The organism is Cupriavidus sp. UYPR2.512, from assembly GCF_000379565.1.
Taxonomy (GTDB): domain Bacteria; phylum Pseudomonadota; class Gammaproteobacteria; order Burkholderiales; family Burkholderiaceae; genus Cupriavidus.
In genome coordinates, this window is record NZ_KB903200.1 from 1 (window position 1) to 16,368 (window position 16,368).

Sequence of the window (16,368 nt, forward strand, 5' to 3'; positions counted from 1 at the left end):
CGTGGCCTGCCACTACCTTTGGTTGAGCGCAAAGCCTGCAAGCCCTTGCCGCGCCCCATGGTCATAGCGCGACATCGGAAGGCCCAGGAACGATGCATGCCAAAGGATTTGGCTACGTCCTCAGGATGCTCACCCTCCCTCATCCGTTGCACGGCCAGTACGCGCATTTCCTCAAGGGTGTTATGCGCCAAGGTTCGTCCGTCTCGTTTCATAAACGTCGGATTTCGACAGATTATGGAAGTTCAATTTTTGTCGCATATATTTCTGACTACTGAGTAATGCCGTGTAAGCCGCCGCACCGATGTTGGAAAGGAGGACGAGGAAGGCTCCAACCAGTCGCTCAGTGGCGCAGTATGTGGATTCGATGGCGGAGACGCTCTCCTTGTGGGCACGTTCGAAAACGGCGTGTTTCGGAGATCCGTAAGGCCTCTCTAATGGTGACTATTTGTAGACGACTTTCCTGGCCGGAAGCGGTCTGCCGTCTGCCGAACCATCGGACGATTCGCCCTGGCATTCGGTCCGCCACTACCTGCATGGGTAGCCCTGCGGCCAGCCACGCCACGAGTGTCCAGGCTGGCTGTGCAAAACGCGCAGAACGTGCGATGCGCAGCGCGCCTTCCGCTTTCGTCGCTCCCGCCGCAGGCGTGCCGGCCCGCTGGCCCTTGTCGGTGCTGGCGGCCGACTCCTCAACGGCAATCGAACGGCCAATCAGCCGCGATCGCGTTCCGCCTGCAACAATTTGAGCCGGGTCCGGCCATCAGGCGTGAAGTGGGTGCCGAACCGCACCAGCCCGGCCCGATGCAACTGGCAGCTCATGATGAAGCTGAGCAGCATGCCGGGCTCGGTCTCTTCGATGGTTAGGTCAATGGCCCGCAGCCGGGGCTCGTAGCGCAGCAGTGTGGTCTCGATCTCGCGCCTGAGCGTATGCGCCGAGGCGGGCAGGTGGCGGTAGATCTTCGACAAGTCGCCCAGCCCATAGTCAGGCAGGTGGGCCAGGCAGCCTCGGCGGCTGTTGAGGATGCGCTGGATATTGTCCTGCACCGACAGGAAGGTCTGCGTGGCCAGGTCGAACTCGTCGACCGCAATCCCATTGGCAAAGTACCCGGTGACGGCTTCGAACAGGCCGGGGCCGCCCATCACGCAGCCGCCGCGGCTTCGGCCGGTTCTTCGAACGACACGCCGATGCCGTCGGTCTCGGAAAACGACAGCTGAATCGCCGCCGGCACCCGCTGCCCGCCCATGCGCACCAGCAGCTCGCGCGACAGGACCGGCAGGATCTGCTGGTTGAGCAGGCTGTCGATATTGCGCGCCCCGGTATCGGGCAGCAGGCAGGCCTGCACCAGCTCGGCCACCAGGGTGTCGTCGCACTGCAGCGGCACGCCGAAGCGACGCGCGATCCGGTTGGCCACCTTGCCCAGCTTCATCCGGACAATCGTGGTCATGGCCTGGGGCGATAGCGGACGATATACGACGGTCTGGAAGCGTGCCAGCAGCGCCGGCTGGAAATGGTCGGCCAGTAGCGGACGGATCGCTTCCATCAGCGCGCTGGCGGCAAGATCAGTGCCAGATCGCGCAGCGGCGTCGGATGCCGCCAGCAACTGCTCGCTGCCGAGATTCGAGGTCATCAGGATCACGGTGTTGCGGAAGTCGATCACGCGCCCTTCACCATCACGCATAAAGCCGCGGTCGAACACCTGGTAGAACAGGCTGATCACGTCGCGGTGGGCCTTCTCGACTTCGTCGAGCAGGACGATGCTGTACGGGCGCTGGCGTACCGCTTCGGTCAGTACGCCGCCTTCGCCGTAGCCGACATATCCGGGTGGCGAACCTTTCAGCTGCGAGACCGTGTGGGCCTCGTGGTATTCCGACAAGTTGATGGTGATCAGCGAACTTTCGCCGCCGAACATCAGGTCGGCCAGCGCACGCGCGGTTTCGGTCTTGCCGACGCCTGACGGCCCGACCAGCAGGAACACGCCCAGCGGCGCGTCGTCGGATTTGAGGCCCGCCTTGGCGGTCCGCAGGCTTTTGCCCAAAGCTGCGAGTGCCTCCTCCTGGCCAACCACGACCTGGCCCAGGCGGGTTTCCAGTGCCAGCAGCATTGCCAGTTCGTTCGATAGCAGGCTGTCGACCGGGACCCCGGTCCAGTCGGCGATGACCTCCGCAATCGCTGCCTCGTCGACTTCCGCATGGAGCAAGGCGGGCTGACCCTGGTTAGCCAGGGCCTGATGGGCGGCCTGGATCGACAGGGTCATGTCCTGACGCGCGGTGGGGTCCGACGCCGCTTGCCATTGCGTACGCAATGCGTTCAGCGCCCCGGCTGCTTCCTTTTGCGCTGCAAACGTGTGCCTGAGTTGTCCCAGCTCGACGGCGAGCCCTGCCAGCCGCGCATCAATGGCGGCCACCCGTTCGCCGATCACCGCACCCGTCGCCCCCTGGTCCTGCAGCAGGGCCGTGCGTTCGACCCCGAGCGCCGCGCGCTCGGCCTCACCGACGGTAATGACGAGCGGCGTGGCCTCCTGGCTCATGCGCACGCGCGCGGCGGCAGTGTCGAGCAGATCGACCGCCTTGTCCGGCAACTGGCGCCCGGTCAGGTAGCGTCGTGACAGGCGTACCGCAGCGCCAACGGCGGCATCGGTGATATGCACGCCGTGGTGTTGCGCATAGCGGGGCTTCAACCCGCGCAGCATCAGGCAGGCTTTCTCGTCATCGGGCTCGTCGACCTTGACCATCTGGAAGCGGCGCTCCAGCGCGGCGTCGCGCTCGAAGTACTGCTTGTATTCCGACCAGGTCGTTGCCGCGATGGTGCGCAGCTCGCCTCGTGCGAGGGCGGGCTTGAGCAGGTTGGCGGCATCGGCGCCGCCCACGGTGTTGCCTGCGCCGATCAGGGTATGGGCTTCGTCGATAAAGAGCAGGATCGGGGCCGGGGACTGCTGCACGGCCTCGATCACGTTCTTCAGGCGCTGTTCGAACTCGCCTTTGACGCCGGCGCCAGCCTGCAGCAGGCCCAGGTCCAGCGTGAGCACGCTGACGTCGCGGATGACGGCCGGCACATCCCCCTCCGCTATCCTGAGCGCGAGTCCTTCGACCAGTGCGGTCTTGCCCACCCCAGGCTCGCCAACCAGAATCGGATTGTTCTTGCGGCGCCGGGCCAGGATGTCCACCATCTGGCGGATTTCCACGTCGCGGCCGAACACCGGGTCGATCTTGCCGTCGCGCGCCTTTTGCGTAATGTCGGTGGTGAAGCGGGTCAGGGCCGACGTGTCGGCCTGGCCCGGCACGGCAGTTGCGGGTCGGCAAGCCGCAGGCGGCATGGCATCCGGCTGGGTGGCTGCCCCAGGCGCCAGCGCGGCGGGCGCGGCCGCCTCGACCGAGATCTGGTCCAGTTCATGCATCAGGCACTCGATCTGCGCGGCGGAGACGCTCAGCAGTGGCCAGGCATCGGGCGCGCGCAGCAGCTGGGGTGCCTCGGCCAGCGCGGCCAGCAGATGTGCCGAGCGGATTGACTTGTCCGCCCCAGGCGCCGTGGCTTCAAGCGACGTGCGCAGCCACGCGGCCTCCAGCCACTGGCCGACGCGCGGCGACAGGCCCGGCTTGCCCCGCAGGTCGTGCGGCAGGCGGTCGATGGCGCTCAGCAGGCCGTTCCAGATGCCGTCCACGTCGAGTGCATGGCGGCGCAGGATCGGCAGCACGTCGCCATCGCCCAGTTCCAGCAGCTTGATTAGCCAGTGCTCGATCTCGATATGCCGATGCGCGCGGGTTTCGCAAAGGCTGGCGGCTTCAGCGAGGGCGCGGGCGCAATGATCGTTCAGGCGGCGAAGGAACGGGGAAAGGTCGCGGGCGGTCATGGGGAGGCGGTGGAGGGGTAAGCGGGCGATTCCTGTGAGGCGCGTGGCCCGGACACCGCCACGCGCGATGACAAGCCGGCATCAGGTGCCGGCTGCCAGCATCAGGAGCGTTCGTTCCAGCTGTCGGCGTGGATGATGTTGCCGTCCTTGTACGACCAGGTGATCTTCTCGTAGCGAAGCTCGATGTCTTCCAGGTGGTTGTGCTTCTCGAAGGCCGGGTTCTTGATGTCCAGCATCCTGGGCGTGACGCCGACCACCTTCACGTTGTCGAGCTTGGTGTTGAAGTATTCCTTCTCCTTGCCGGCGTCGTCGATCTTGTACCACTTGATCTCGACCGACTTGAGCGTCTGGCCGCTGGTGACTGCCTTGTACAGGTAGGGCGTAGAGGCGTCGGTCTCCTTGGTGAACACGATCGGCTTGTGCACGCGGGTACCGGTCAGCTTGCCCGTGTTGGAGTCGGTGGGGATATTGACCGCGTGATCGAATGCCACCACCTCGACGCTGCCTTCACGGCCGGAGACGGTCACGGAACCCTTGATATCGGCGCCGCCATCGTCCTTGATCCACATGTATGCGGGAATTGCCATGGCTACTTGCTCCTTTTTACTGGAATGAACAGGCCGAGTGGCCCGAGGTTGTCCGATCGCCACGCTTTGTATCGCGGCAATCGGGGACGAGCGTGATCTCGACACGGCGGTTCGCGGCGCGTCCGGCCTCGGTGTCGTTGGCGGCCTTGGGGCGGGTGTCGCCATAGCCCTGTACCGCAAAATGCGTCGGCGGCAGCCCGGCGGCATCGGCCAGCCAGTCGCGCACCGAGGCGGCGCGCGCTTGCGACAGCCTGAGGTTGGCGGCCGGCGTACCGGTGGCGTCGGTATGCCCGGCCACCAGGACACGCTTTTCCGGATGGGCCTTGATTATCTCGAGGGCGCCGAACATGACGCGGTTCGAACCCGGGGCCAGGGTCGCGCTGCCACTGCGGAACAGCGACAGGCTGTCCAGTTCGATCGAGACCGGCGGCGGCGCCGGCGGCTGATACCCTGCGATCAGGGCATTCAGCGGCGTGAGGAACGCCGCACCACGATAGAAGCCCAGTCCAAGCCGTAGCGGCACGCCGGTACGGGCATATCCGTCCAGCAGATCGCGATCGCGCTTGACTGCCTGCAGCGCGTCGATGCGCGCCGCATCCTGCTCGGGGCCGATGGCGCGATAGCGGGCCATGTCCTGCATGACGCGCGCTACCAGCGCACGGTTCTGCCAGGCCGAGGCGGCCGCTGCGGCGCAGAATGCCAGGGCGAGCCAGGCAAAGGCATGCGCCAGCGGCAGGGCGCGGCGCACCGGCTGCGGCGCAATGCCCTGGATCAGCGCAGCGGGCAATGGGTAGCGCATGCATTGCGCATCTGGCCGGCCTGCGGACGATGCAGGCACCAGGGCGGTGGTCTTGGCGACATAGCCGGCATAGAGTGAATCCGCGGCCGGCTCGCCTGCGGTGGCGGTCACGCCGAACGCCGTGACACGCGCGGGCCGTCCGTGCCGGTTGCCGTCGCGCTGGCTCTCGCCCAGCGCAGGCAGCAGTGCGTCCGCGGCCCAGCGCGCCAGTGCGTCCAGGCGGGCAGCCCGGAGTAACCGGGATTTGCGCTCAAATGGCGTTGCGGCCTGGCCATATTGCTGCAGGCGCTGCGCAATCTGCGTTGGCAAGGTAGCAGCTTGCAGCGGCGCCGCGCCGGAGATACCGAACCAGGGACACGCATCGGGCGTGCCGGCGGATTCCGCCATATACACCGCCACGCAGACGGGCGGGGTATAGCCCGGCGCGCGGCTGGCTGCGCCGATGGCCGAGCGCCAGCGCCTGAGGCCAGCGTCCAGCACTGCTGCGTCCCGCGCCAGATCGGCGGCAACCAGGTACGCGACGGCATCCGGGCCCTGGCCGGCGCGCCAACGCCTGAGGGCAGCCGCCACGTGTGCAAGCCGTGTCGGATCATCGACACGTATCCAGATCGCCGCGTCCGTGATGGTGATTAGCGCCTCGCCGAATGCCCGCGCCAGCGCCCCCGCGGCGTCGCCGACGACCAGTATCAGCGGCGTATTGCGCCGGATGTCGCCGGGCAGCGCGTCGAGCGACGCGTTGAGCGCTCGCAGCACTGGCTGTGAGGCTCGCTGCTGTGCGAGCCGGTGCCGGGTCAGCATCACAATCGCCAGCAGCGCGAGCGCAAGCGCAAATGTGCCGAGCAGCAGGTTCCAGCCCGCGCTCCAGGGTGAGCTGAATGCCAGCCACGCCAGGGCGAGCGCCGCAACCCAGGCGGTCAGCAGGCGGTAGGGGTAGCCGGACACGGCAGCCCTCTCAGCCGGCAAGCTGGCCGATGGCCAATGCCAGCCACCGGTCCAATGCAAGGTAGACCAGGCTCGCTCCCACGATGGCCATCGCGAACCCGCCGAGCGGCGACAGCAGTCCCAGGCGTCGACGCGGTTTGCCAGTCGTGACCAGGACCGGGCCGGTGGCCGGATGCACGCCGGCACGGTGCAGGCGCTCATCAATAGTGTTCATCAGCGCCAGGCGGGCATCGGCGCCATCCAGCGCGTACCGGCCCTGGAAACCCAGCCCCAGAACCGCCTGGAACACCGCCAGCAGGGGCAGCACTGGCTGGGGCTCAGCCAGCCTGCGCTCGATGCGGGCGATCAGGGCTTGCCCGGCGTCATGGCTGTCGAACTGGTCGACCTGCAGCGGCTGACGTTCCCACGCGTCACGCCCATCGCCCTGCAGCCGGCCCAGTGCCACCTCGTCCAGCAGGGCGCACTGGGCGTAGGCAGCATCTTCAACCACGTCCACCGGCTGGCCGCTGGCGCGGAATTCTTCCTGCAGGCGCTTTACCTGGTCCAGGCATTTGGTCCGGAACGCCGCAAAGTCCGGGGCTTGCGCCGCATCGGCAAGTCCGGCGATGGTCAGGGCTGTGTCGCGCAGGGCGAGGGGGATCATCATGGAGGGATTCATGCCGGCAATACCGCAAACAACTCCAGCGCCACGTCGGGCAAGGAGGCCGGGACGTAGAACTGGCAAGCCCGGGCGTCCAGCATCCGCTGGAAGGCGGGGTGAGCGCTATCGAGCGCGAAATACTGGTTTTCAATGCGCACCGGTATGGCCGCGGGCAGGCGCGACATGGTGCGCAAGGGGATGCCAGGCAGCGCGGAGTTGACGATCTGCTCCACCTCATCCGGCGCGCCCGCCTTGCACAGGCGGGGCAATTGCTCCAGCAGCTTGTGCGCCGGCAGCGCGGCCCGGACCGACAGGTAATACTCAGCCCCTTCCACCAGCCGCTCATCGAGGATCTTGCCGGCCCACACGGTTGGCCGGACGCGCTCCAGCACCACCGGCACCACCCGCGACGGAATCACGGTATCCAGCAGCGAGCGGATCAGCGACTCCAGCTCCGCGAACACAGGTTCCGGGGCCAGATGATCATAGGCAGGAATGGATTGCAGGGTCTCCGTGGTGGAGAAGGTCAGCAGCGATCCTGCCAGCCGTGCCAGCACGGCATAGAGCCGTTCAGGGTGCTGCCGCGGCGCCGCGCACAGGCGGGCCAGTTCGGGCCAGGCACTGTTTACGCTATGCAGCAGCCAGAACAGCGCGACATCGGCAACCGCATAGTCAGCGATCTGGTCCGAGCGCTCGCGGCGGCGCACGGCCAGGCTGGAGCTCTTGGCGCGCAGGATCTCGGACAGCCGGTTCATGCGCTCGATGTGGCGCTCGCTTGCCGACAGGAAGAGGCAGGGCGGCACAAAGCCCGGATCGTGCTCGAAGCGTCCTTGCTGCGTGCGCACCAGGCGGGCAATGGGGCAGGTCACATAGTCGCCTTGCTGCTCGAAGTCGAACAGCAGCGCCAGGGATTGACGCTCAACACTGATCTCTTCCTTGCCTTCGCCATGCAGGTCGGCGACCTCCAGGTACTCGCGCACAAAGCGGCGCGGGCGCGCGGGCCGCTCACCGGCTTCGATACAGTTGCCACCCTGCGCGTCAAGGAGCGGCAGGCCGACAAGCACGACCACGGCATCGAGAGTCGCAGGCACATCGGCAAGGTCGCGGGCAGCCGCAGTCAGGTCCGCCACCTCGGAATCGACCAGCGCGCCGTCTGGTAGCCGCAAGGCAAGTGTATTCACCACGAGCCGATGAATCGTCAGCGCCTGCGGGTCAAGCCCAACCCGAACGACGCCCCAAGGCTCGGGGCTGGCTACCCGCGCCACCACTTCATCGGCATACCGCTCCCACAGCGCCTGCTGCTGGAAATGCTGCGGGGTCATGAAAATGCCCTGTGCCCACAGCGGTCTTGTTATCTTCATCGTGATCGGCTGGTACGCGGAAAGGCCCCATTCCGCATGAGGTTCATGCCGGACGGTGGCGGGACTGCCACCGTCCGGCGGTGCGTGGCAATGCAGAAACTTGCGCGAAGCTCAATTCTTCGCCTTCGGCATCTGCGACACGAGGGACAGGTTGATGTCCATGCCTTCGATCTGGAAATGCGGCACGATGAAGAGCTTGACCCGGAAGAAGCCAGGGTTGTCCTCGATATCCTCGACCATGACCTTTGCTTCGCGCAGCGGGTGGGATGCCTGCAGTTCGTCGCCCGGATCGGTCATCTCAGTCACCAGCGTCTTGATCCAGGTGTTGAGTTCCAGCTCCAGCAGCCGGCGGTCCTTGGTGGTGCCGATGTTCTCGCGCTGGATCAGCTTCAGGTAGTGGGCGATGCGCGACAACAGGAAGATATAGGGCAGGCGCGCATTGACGCGGCTGTTGGCCGTGGCTTCCCTGGTGTCGTAGAGCGCGGGCTTCTGCGCCGAATGTGCGGAGAAGAAGCAGGCGAAATCGTGGTTCTTGTAGTACGACAGCGGAATGAAGCCCAGGTTGGCGAACTCGAACTCGCGCGTTTCCGGAATCAGCACTTCGGTCGGGATCTTGGCCTGGTTGCCGGTGCCCAGGTCGTACAGATGGATCGGCAGGTCTTCGACCAGGCCACCTGCCTGCGGGCCGCGGATCTGCACGCACCAGCCGTTCTTGATAAAGCTCTGCACCATGTTCGCGGCAAAGGCAAAGGAGGCATTGGCCCACAGGTAGCGGTTGTGGTCCGGACCCTTGACCGCTTCCGTGTAGTTGAATGCGCGTACCGGCACCGTCTCCGGCCCATATGGCAAGCGCGCCAGGAAGCGCGGCAGGGTCAGGCCGATGTAGCGCGCGTCATCCGAGTCACGAAAGCTCTTCCACTTCAGGTACTCGGCACGATCGAAGTAGTTGCCGATGTCGCGAATGCCGGCCACTTCCTCCATCGAGTCCTTGCCGAAGAACGCGGGCGATAGCGAACCGATGAACGGCATGTGCGCCGCGGCGGAAACCTTGGAGATATTGCGCAGCAGGGCAATGTCCTGCGGGCTGCGGTCGAACTCATAGTTAGAAATGATCGAGCCGATCGGCTCGCCGCCCGGCGTGTCGTATTCCTGGATGTAGGTGTGCAGGTAGAGCCCGCTCTGAATGACTTCCGGCGTATCCTCGAAGTCCTGGCGCAGCGCATCCTTGGAGACGTCCAGTACCTCGATGCGGACGTTCTTGCGGAAATCCGTGCGATCGACCAGGAACTTGAGGCCGCGCCATGCCGACTCGATCTGCTGGAACGTGTCATGGTGCATGATCGCATCCAGCTGGCGGCTGATCTGCTGGTCCAGGTGCTCGATATGGAAATCGAGCAAGCTTTTGTCCAGCCGGTCCACCTGCTGCGACGATTCCTGGATCATCTTCAGGAATACGTTCATCGCCTGCGCTACGCGTTCATCCAGCGACGATTCGGAGAGCGCGTCGGCACTCTGGAACGACTCCACCGGCCGCGTGGACTTGACCGGCGTCAGGTTGATCTTCTCGCACAGCGATTCATAGACGCTCTTGCCAGGTGCGTCCAGGACGACGGTATCGGCTACGTTGTTGCCGCGGACGGCGCTGTCATGCTTGTTCATGGCACTGGTTCCTCAAGGACATTTACTGGACAGACGGAGAGGCCGGTGCGGCCTGGCCAATCTCTTGCAAATCCCTGCGCAGGCGCTCGGACAGGGAGGGGTCCTTGAGGATCTTTTCGAGTTCACGGCGGAACATGGCGTTATCAAGCAGATTCGACTTCAGGTCTCGGAGCAGATTGCGCGCGGCCATCAGTGCGCGCAGTTCCGGCACCTTTCCCGCTACGACTTCGGGCTTGAAGTCATCCATCGACCGGAAGTCGAGATCGACCGGCAGTTCCGTGCCATCGCCGGCCAGCGTGTTGTCGACGGCGATCCTCGCCTTGGGATTGAAATCGGCGAGCACTGCGTTGAAGTTGTTCTTGTCGATCGAGACCTTCCCGCGCTCGGCAACCTGCCGGTTGTCCTGACCGTTGCTGTAGTCGCCCATCACCAGCAGCCTGAGCGGCAGTTCGACCTTCTTTTGCGCACCACCGGTATGCAGGTCAAGCTTGATGTTGACACGTGCCTTAGGCACTTCATTCTGAAAGCTGTCGGCCATTCGTCATTCCTCTTCTATGTGTGAAATCAATGGTTTCAGATGCTTGAAGTCTCGGTGATGGCGAGATCGCTGCGCCATTAGGACGGAATTTCTAACATGGTTGATACGAGTCTTGAAATAGGAAATTACTGATTTTTCATCGAATTCCTATTGATGATCTTGAATTGCAATAAATTGCAATATTTGGAGAAAATTGATTCCAGCATTAACAAATTGGGGTTACCGTGCGGCGAGATTGGCGTTGTGGCGAGCGATGGTTGGCTCCGCGGCAGGCTCGTACACGCTGACAACGGAGCCGAACGATGGCGAATCTGAAAGAAGGAATCGAGACTTACGGCAATGCGCTGCTCAAGCGCATCACCGGGCGGCAGACATACTTTGTCGACGTGCAGGGAACGGCCAGTGCCACCGCGCTGTCGGTCATTGCCTTCGAGGCTGTCGAGCGCCTCGGCGATCCCTATACGGTCACCATTCAGCTGACCCATCCGCTTGCACTTGACCGCGCCGACTACCTTGGCAAGGAAGCGGCTTTCCGGATAGAACCCGCGGATGGCACCGATGCACGTCAGTTCGCCGGCTGCATCACGCGCTTCAGCAAGACCCGGCAGACCCATGACTTCTGCGGCTACGAGATCGTCATCGAGCCCCTGGTCGCGCGGCTGAAGCTTGCGCACGCGAGCCGCATCTACCAACACCAGACCGCCCCGCAGATCATCGAGGACATCCTGCGCCGCCATGACCTGCGCGGCCACCAGTTCGCCTTCAAAACCCGCCGCAAATATTTTCAGCACAGGTTCCGACTTCAATACCAGATGTCGGACTGGGCGTATATCCGGCTGCTGATGGAGCAGGAAGGCCTGTACAGCTATTTCATGCCGGGCAAGTTCGGCGAGATGGTGGTGTTTGGCGACGACATCGACCATTACATCTATCAACCGGAACTGCGGGTGCCATACCGGGAAACGGCTGGGCTGGAGTCGGGCATCGAGGTGGTGTCCGACCTGCGGACCCATACGCGTACGGTGGCTGAGTCTTTCCGCGTTGCAGACTACAACCCGGATCAGGCCTACGAACGCTTCGAGGCCGACGCCCACCTTGCCCGCAAGGAAAAGACCACCTACGGCCAGCCCTATGTCTATGGCACGCACCATCTGGACCAGGCTGGTGCCCGGTGGGAAGCGCAACTGCGTCATGAGGCGGCGCTTGCCGGGCATGTCGTCTATGAGGGCGAGAGCAATGTGCTGGCACTACGCCCGGCGCGCATCCTGCGTATGGATCAAGCCTTGCCCGATGCCCCCAACGGGCAGGTGATTACGGAAGTCATCCACAGCGGCGCGCGTGATGCCGCCTATCGCAACACCTTCACGTCCATTCCATCGGACCGTCGTTACCGGCTCCCGCTCGCCGAGGGCAGCTGGCCGAAGATCCATGGCACGCTGAGCGCGCGGATCACCTCGCCGGGCGGCTACAAGTACGCCTACCTGACCCAGGACGGGCGCTACACCGTCCGCTTCGACCTGGACTTCGATACCTGGCCCAACGGCGGCGAGAGTGTGCCATTGACGTTGGCCAAGCCCTTTGCGGGAGCTTTGCAGACGGGCTTCCACTTCCCGCTGGTGGATGGCACCTACGTGGACGTGGCCTTCCGCGACGGCAATCCCAACAAGCCGTATATCGCTCATGTGCAGCACAACAGCCAGCACATGGACCTGATCACCAGCCAGGACCGCTGGCTGTCCCGCAACGTGATCCGCACGCAGAGCAACAACAAGCTGCGGATGGAGGACTGGGAGGGGCAGGAGGGGATCAAGCTTTCCACCGAGTACGGCGGGAAGACGCAACTGAACCTTGGCTACCTCGTTGATCACAAGAAGGAGAAGCGGGGGGATGGATTTGAGTTGCGGACTTCGGGGTGGGGGGCGATTCGGGGTGGGAAGGGATTGTTCCTGTCGGCTGATGATCAGCCGGGAGCTGGTGGGAAGCAGCTGGATATGGTTGCTGCGCAAGCACTGCTTGAGCAGGCGCTTCAGCAAAGCGAAGCGCTCGCGACTGCTGCCAAGGCTGCGCAAGCCATTGCAGCCGACTACGAAGAACAGAGGACGCTGTTCAACGACACGCTCAAAGCACTAAAAAAGGCTGGAATTCTGATCAGTGCGCCGGCCGGCATGGCGCTGGCATCAGGCTCCGACCTGCAACTGTCGGCTTCGCGGAATCTGATCGCGACTTCCGGGGGCCATGCTGACATCAGCGCTGTCAGACGGTTCACGATTGCGGCAGGAGAAGCTGTTTCCGTTTTTGCTCAGAAGCTTGGGATGAAGCTGTTCGCAGCCCGCGGCAGCGTCGAGATTCAAGCGCAGAGCGACGCGATGCGTCTGCTTTCGGATAAGAACATGACGATCACAAGCGCGAACGGGCGAGTCGTGGTCGAGGCCAAAGAGGAGCTCCTTCTCAAGTGCGGCGGCTCTTACCTGCGGATGTCATCGACTGGCATCGAGGATGGGACGCGAGGGGACCGATCCTTCAAATCCGCATCATTCAGTCGCCAGGGGCCGAGTTCACTTTCGCAGGCAATGAATACGTGGAAACACGCAATGTTCAATGACACCTATGTGATACGCAATCCTGCCACTGGAGAACCGCTTGCCAATGCGAATGTGGCGCTCCTCCGCGAGGATGGGACGCATCTCAAGGTGGCAACGGATGCAACGGGTCGAACCCCGCTGCAGAAGAGTCTTTTCGTCGAGCCAATCCGAATCCGGTTGCTCGACTAGTTCGGACAACATAAATCGAGTTAGCGACATGGCTGGTACCACCTCCGTTCTACACGAGAGTATCGTCGACAACGACGGCGATCAATACTGTTCTGCGACGCTGACGCCGACCGAGGATCAGCGCGAGAAGATTGTCCTTGCCAAGCCCTATGTCATCCCTATCGTCTTCCTTCCCGGCATCATGGGTACCAATCTGAGGAAGAAGGAGGGTAAGACCATCGTTTGGCGTCCGCCCAACGCAGACCTGCGTGGCGCGGCTGATCTGATTGCCCAGCTCTTCGCCTATTTGTTCAAGAATACGAAGGATCGAGCCAGTGATCTGGCGACGGATACGGTCGAAGTCGATCCCAGCGGGCCGATTGATCCTGGTCAGAGCGGCCTGCCGAAGAACGTATTGGTGGCACGCGGCTGGGGAGCGTTGATGCGCGCTTCCTATCACCCGTTCCTGGGCCAGCTCCAGCACCTTCTCAACTCACTGGCTGAGTATGACTTCGAACGTAACGAAGCGAACCTGAAAAACTGGGCGGCAGAGTTCGGGCTGGACGCGCCGACCGACTGGGGGGCATCGGGTGGTGAGGCACTGACCCGAGAGGAGATCCTGCACGCAGCCAATTTCCAGTTCGATGTTTGGGCGGGCGGATATAACTGGCTGCAAAGCAATCGCGACTCCGGGGCTGCGATTCAAGACCTGATCGAGAACACCATTCTTCCCTACTACAACGACGGCCAGCCCGTAATTGCCAGGGACACACCGGATGGAGAGGGAAACAATGAGTGCGGAATCCGGCGCGGCAAGCCAAATCGTCCACTGGCAGAGAAGGTGATTGTTGTCACCCATTCCATGGGCGGACTGGTGAGCCGCGCACTGACGGAGATCCATCAATGTGACAAGGTGCTCGGTGTCTCCCATGGTGTGCAACCCGCTACCGGGGCTCCGGCTACATACAAGCGCATGCGGGCGGGCTTTGAGAGCGTGGAGCAGATATTTCTTGGGCGTAAAGCGGCAGACGTCGTCGCGATACTCGCCCAGGCGCCAGGAGGGCTCGAGTTGCTGCCGACAGCGGATTACAACGACGGAAAGCCATGGCTAAAGATTCGTGAAAGAGCTACGCAAAAGGAGATTCCTTTTGGGCTGCCAGAGAACTACGATCCTTACATGGAAATATATCGATCTGGCGAGTGGTATGGGCTCGTTCCGGATAGCAATCTGTCGCTATTGAATCCGGCTGGTGTGCGCGGCCTGTCCGTTCATGTTGGCGAGGAAAGAAATGAAGAAGCGATTCCCCGAGACAAGCTGGATCGCGTAATTGAAGGAATTCGTATATTTCACAAAGCGATAGAGAAAAAATATAAGGATCCGACCTACGCTCACTACGGAGCACAGGGAGGGCGCGACGTCGAAATCGGTAAGGGAAGCATACTGTGCACAGGTTTTTTCTCGGCCTGTGATCGCTTTGCTTGGGGCGAGGTGGCATGGGAAGGAGTCGGTCTTTCTGGAATTCAGTTTTCCGATATAAAAATTTCCGGCGATGACGGAAATGGGATTCTGAGTTTATCCAATGGCGCTCGGATCACCATAGCCAAACCAGATTGCCCTGGGGATGGGACGGTGCCTATCCTTTCCGGGGAAGCTTCCGCGAAGGCTGGAATTGCAATGAGCTTCTCGCATGGGCAACAAAGTCATGGAAAGCACAACTCGGCCTTCGGCTACGACCACCAAGGAAGCTATGGGGATAAGGAAGGGAGATCGCTATACGCGACTATGTTTGCCATCGTCAAGATTGCACAAGGTGCTGCATGGCATAGAAGGAAGAAATAATGAAAACAGGATGGATAACACGACCAATTGGCCGGCATTTTATTGATCTTCCCGGAGATGCAAGAACGATCGAGGAGTATGCATACAACAGTTTGAAGATCGATCCAATGCCAGAGCTGCCGACCCGGACGAGTCTTGAACGCTTTGTCGCCCAGCAAGAGAAGATCCTACGTGCTGAGAAACATGAATTGTTTGGCAGTATGTTTATCGAACGTGTCTCGCATGAGAACGGATCGGTAACGATAGTATCGTGGGAGGCGCCGTCGCTGGACATCTTCTATCAATTTGACACCTATTTTCGAGCGGGAGATAGAACGCTGAAATATGCGGGAAAGGTGTCAAAGAGTCGGCGAGGAGCAGCGCTTTCACTTCGTCAGGACTTGTCGCGAGAGTGGCGCCAGATTCCTCTCGGGGAAACGCCAGTCGGTATTGGATATGTAGTCGATGACACGATTCTGGAAGATAAGGTGATGAACCTGGAAAGCTGGCGCATGGCCATTCAACTGGCTGGCAAGCCAGACGTGTCATTCACTGTAACGGCCTACACGCAGCGCAGCGTCGAGCCCGGATTGCGGCGGCGAGCGGGCGGGGCCCTCGCGTCACTGCTCGGCACGGTAGCAGGCGTCGGCCAATTGCGAAACCGTGAGCGACCGGTTGGTCCTATTCAGGCCGACGAAATCCTGATAGCAGGTACACAGGATGGGAAGCGCACTTATGGTTTCAAGTGGGAAGCGCCAGGCAAGGCGGATTCATTGTCCGAGCCCAACCTGAATGTGTCGCTGCAGGTCGGAGAGAGCGCGTACTCCACAAACAGGGAATCGTTTGTGAGCGACGAAGAGGCGCTGGAGTTGTGGGACGCCGTCGTCGGATCCTTGCGTCTACGTCCGGGGGCCGTATGAATGCACCGTCTCGCCGGCAAGTCCTTTGGACATTTGCTGCTGGCTCACTTGCGCTTCTGACTTCAGGTCTCCCTCCCGTACCTCGACGTGCTCCATCGGTGAGTGATGTTATGCGCTATTTGCGTGAGGAGATCTTCCCGTCCGCTCACCAGCGGCGTGACGATTTACTCAGCAACATTTAGCGTCGGTATTCGCGGTGAGCGGCAAGTTTGGTGCTGCTTTGGACTGCTAAGAGTGGTCCGAACTGCTTTTCACCCTTTTGCAGGGGCCGCCTTGCCGCGCCAGTACGTTTGACATGACTCCACACCAATTCGTCCGGATTCAGATCCGGGGCGTAACCCGGCAGGAAATGAAGTGTGAGCTTGCCGCGCGTGGAGTCAACGTACTCGCGCACCAGCGCCTTCTTGTGCGCGGGCAGACTGTCGAGCACCAGATGCACCGGCTTCTTGCGATGCCGCATCATCTTCTTGAGCAATTCGACGAAAAACTCGGCGTTGAGCGCTCCCTT

11 protein-coding genes and 2 pseudogenes are annotated in these 16,368 nt (G+C 62.2%); 3 read left to right on the top strand and 10 right to left on the bottom strand.

Annotated elements, in window-relative coordinates; all coding sequences use genetic code 11:
* The 9 genes and pseudogenes from A3A5_RS44265 to tssB all read right to left on the bottom strand — a co-directional run.
* Nucleotides 1-212: pseudogene (locus A3A5_RS44265) on the bottom strand (IS630 family transposase); the annotation flags it as partial.
* A gap of 496 nt (nucleotides 213-708) precedes the next feature.
* On the bottom strand, nucleotides 709-1,137 hold the full coding sequence (gene tssE, locus A3A5_RS0135660) for a type VI secretion system baseplate subunit TssE (protein WP_018315208.1): 429 nt from the start codon (nucleotides 1,135-1,137) through the stop codon (nucleotides 709-711).
* Nucleotides 1,137-3,845, bottom strand: coding sequence for a type VI secretion system ATPase TssH (gene tssH, locus A3A5_RS0135665; protein ID WP_018315209.1), 2,709 nt, complete (start codon nucleotides 3,843-3,845; stop codon nucleotides 1,137-1,139). The genes tssE and tssH overlap by 1 nt, the downstream gene beginning before the upstream one ends.
* A 101-nt stretch (nucleotides 3,846-3,946) precedes the next feature.
* Nucleotides 3,947-4,432, bottom strand: a complete 486-nt coding sequence (locus A3A5_RS0135670) for an Hcp family type VI secretion system effector (RefSeq protein ID WP_026201454.1) — start codon at nucleotides 4,430-4,432, stop codon at nucleotides 3,947-3,949.
* Between the two features lie 16 nt (nucleotides 4,433-4,448).
* The gene (locus tag A3A5_RS0135675; protein WP_018315211.1) at nucleotides 4,449-6,173 is read right to left on the bottom strand and encodes an OmpA family protein; all 1,725 of its coding nucleotides are present in this window, start codon (nucleotides 6,171-6,173) and stop codon (nucleotides 4,449-4,451) included.
* A gap of 10 nt (nucleotides 6,174-6,183) precedes the next feature.
* Nucleotides 6,184-6,819 carry a DotU/TssL family secretion system protein gene (locus tag A3A5_RS0135680; RefSeq protein ID WP_018315212.1) on the bottom strand — a complete coding sequence of 212 codons (636 nt, stop codon included), beginning with the start codon at nucleotides 6,817-6,819 and terminating at the stop codon, nucleotides 6,184-6,186.
* Nucleotides 6,820-6,827: 8 nt separating this feature from the next.
* Nucleotides 6,828-8,174 (bottom strand): type VI secretion system baseplate subunit TssK, encoded by a 1,347-nt coding sequence (gene tssK / locus A3A5_RS0135685; RefSeq protein ID WP_081624072.1) that lies wholly within the window; start codon nucleotides 8,172-8,174, stop codon nucleotides 6,828-6,830.
* A 111-nt stretch (nucleotides 8,175-8,285) separates the two neighbouring features.
* The gene (tssC, locus tag A3A5_RS0135690) at nucleotides 8,286-9,833 is read right to left on the bottom strand and encodes a type VI secretion system contractile sheath large subunit (RefSeq protein ID WP_018315214.1); all 1,548 of its coding nucleotides are present in this window, start codon (nucleotides 9,831-9,833) and stop codon (nucleotides 8,286-8,288) included.
* Between the two features lie 22 nt (nucleotides 9,834-9,855).
* On the bottom strand, nucleotides 9,856-10,371 hold the full coding sequence (gene tssB / locus A3A5_RS0135695) for a type VI secretion system contractile sheath small subunit (protein WP_018315215.1): 516 nt from the start codon (nucleotides 10,369-10,371) through the stop codon (nucleotides 9,856-9,858).
* A gap of 302 nt (nucleotides 10,372-10,673) precedes the next feature.
* Between tssB and A3A5_RS0135700 the strand changes: the two genes are divergently transcribed.
* The 3 genes from A3A5_RS0135700 to A3A5_RS44270 are packed head-to-tail and all read left to right on the top strand — an operon-like array spanning nucleotide 10,674 to nucleotide 15,860.
* On the top strand, nucleotides 10,674-13,142 hold the full coding sequence (locus A3A5_RS0135700; protein WP_018315216.1) for a type VI secretion system Vgr family protein: 2,469 nt from the start codon (nucleotides 10,674-10,676) through the stop codon (nucleotides 13,140-13,142).
* Between the two features lie 28 nt (nucleotides 13,143-13,170).
* Nucleotides 13,171-14,961, top strand: coding sequence for a hypothetical protein (locus A3A5_RS0135705; RefSeq protein ID WP_018315217.1), 1,791 nt, complete (start codon nucleotides 13,171-13,173; stop codon nucleotides 14,959-14,961).
* Nucleotides 14,961-15,860 (top strand): T6SS immunity protein Tli4 family protein, encoded by a 900-nt coding sequence (locus A3A5_RS44270; RefSeq protein WP_026201455.1) that lies wholly within the window; start codon nucleotides 14,961-14,963, stop codon nucleotides 15,858-15,860. The genes A3A5_RS0135705 and A3A5_RS44270 overlap by 1 nt, the downstream gene beginning before the upstream one ends.
* Before the next feature lie 250 nt (nucleotides 15,861-16,110).
* On the opposite strand, the pseudogene A3A5_RS40040 reads toward A3A5_RS44270, so the two are convergent.
* A pseudogene (locus A3A5_RS40040) lies at nucleotides 16,111-16,368 on the bottom strand (transposase); the annotation flags it as partial.

Coding starts and splice junctions, on each gene's coding strand:
- tssH (WP_018315209.1), bottom strand. CDS start 3,845: ATGACCGCCCGCGACCTTTCCCCGTTCCTTCGCCGCCTGAACGATCAT.
- A3A5_RS0135680 (WP_018315212.1), bottom strand. CDS start 6,819: ATGATGATCCCCCTCGCCCTGCGCGACACAGCCCTGACCATCGCCGGA.
- A3A5_RS44270 (WP_026201455.1), top strand. CDS start 14,961: ATGAAAACAGGATGGATAACACGACCAATTGGCCGGCATTTTATTGAT.
- A3A5_RS0135705 (WP_018315217.1), top strand. CDS start 13,171: ATGGCTGGTACCACCTCCGTTCTACACGAGAGTATCGTCGACAACGAC.
- tssB (WP_018315215.1), bottom strand. CDS start 10,371: ATGGCCGACAGCTTTCAGAATGAAGTGCCTAAGGCACGTGTCAACATC.
- tssC (WP_018315214.1), bottom strand. CDS start 9,833: ATGAACAAGCATGACAGCGCCGTCCGCGGCAACAACGTAGCCGATACC.
- tssE (WP_018315208.1), bottom strand. CDS start 1,137: ATGGGCGGCCCCGGCCTGTTCGAAGCCGTCACCGGGTACTTTGCCAAT.
- tssK (WP_081624072.1), bottom strand. CDS start 8,174: ATGAAGATAACAAGACCGCTGTGGGCACAGGGCATTTTCATGACCCCG.
- A3A5_RS0135670 (WP_026201454.1), bottom strand. CDS start 4,432: ATGGCAATTCCCGCATACATGTGGATCAAGGACGATGGCGGCGCCGAT.
- A3A5_RS0135700 (WP_018315216.1), top strand. CDS start 10,674: ATGGCGAATCTGAAAGAAGGAATCGAGACTTACGGCAATGCGCTGCTC.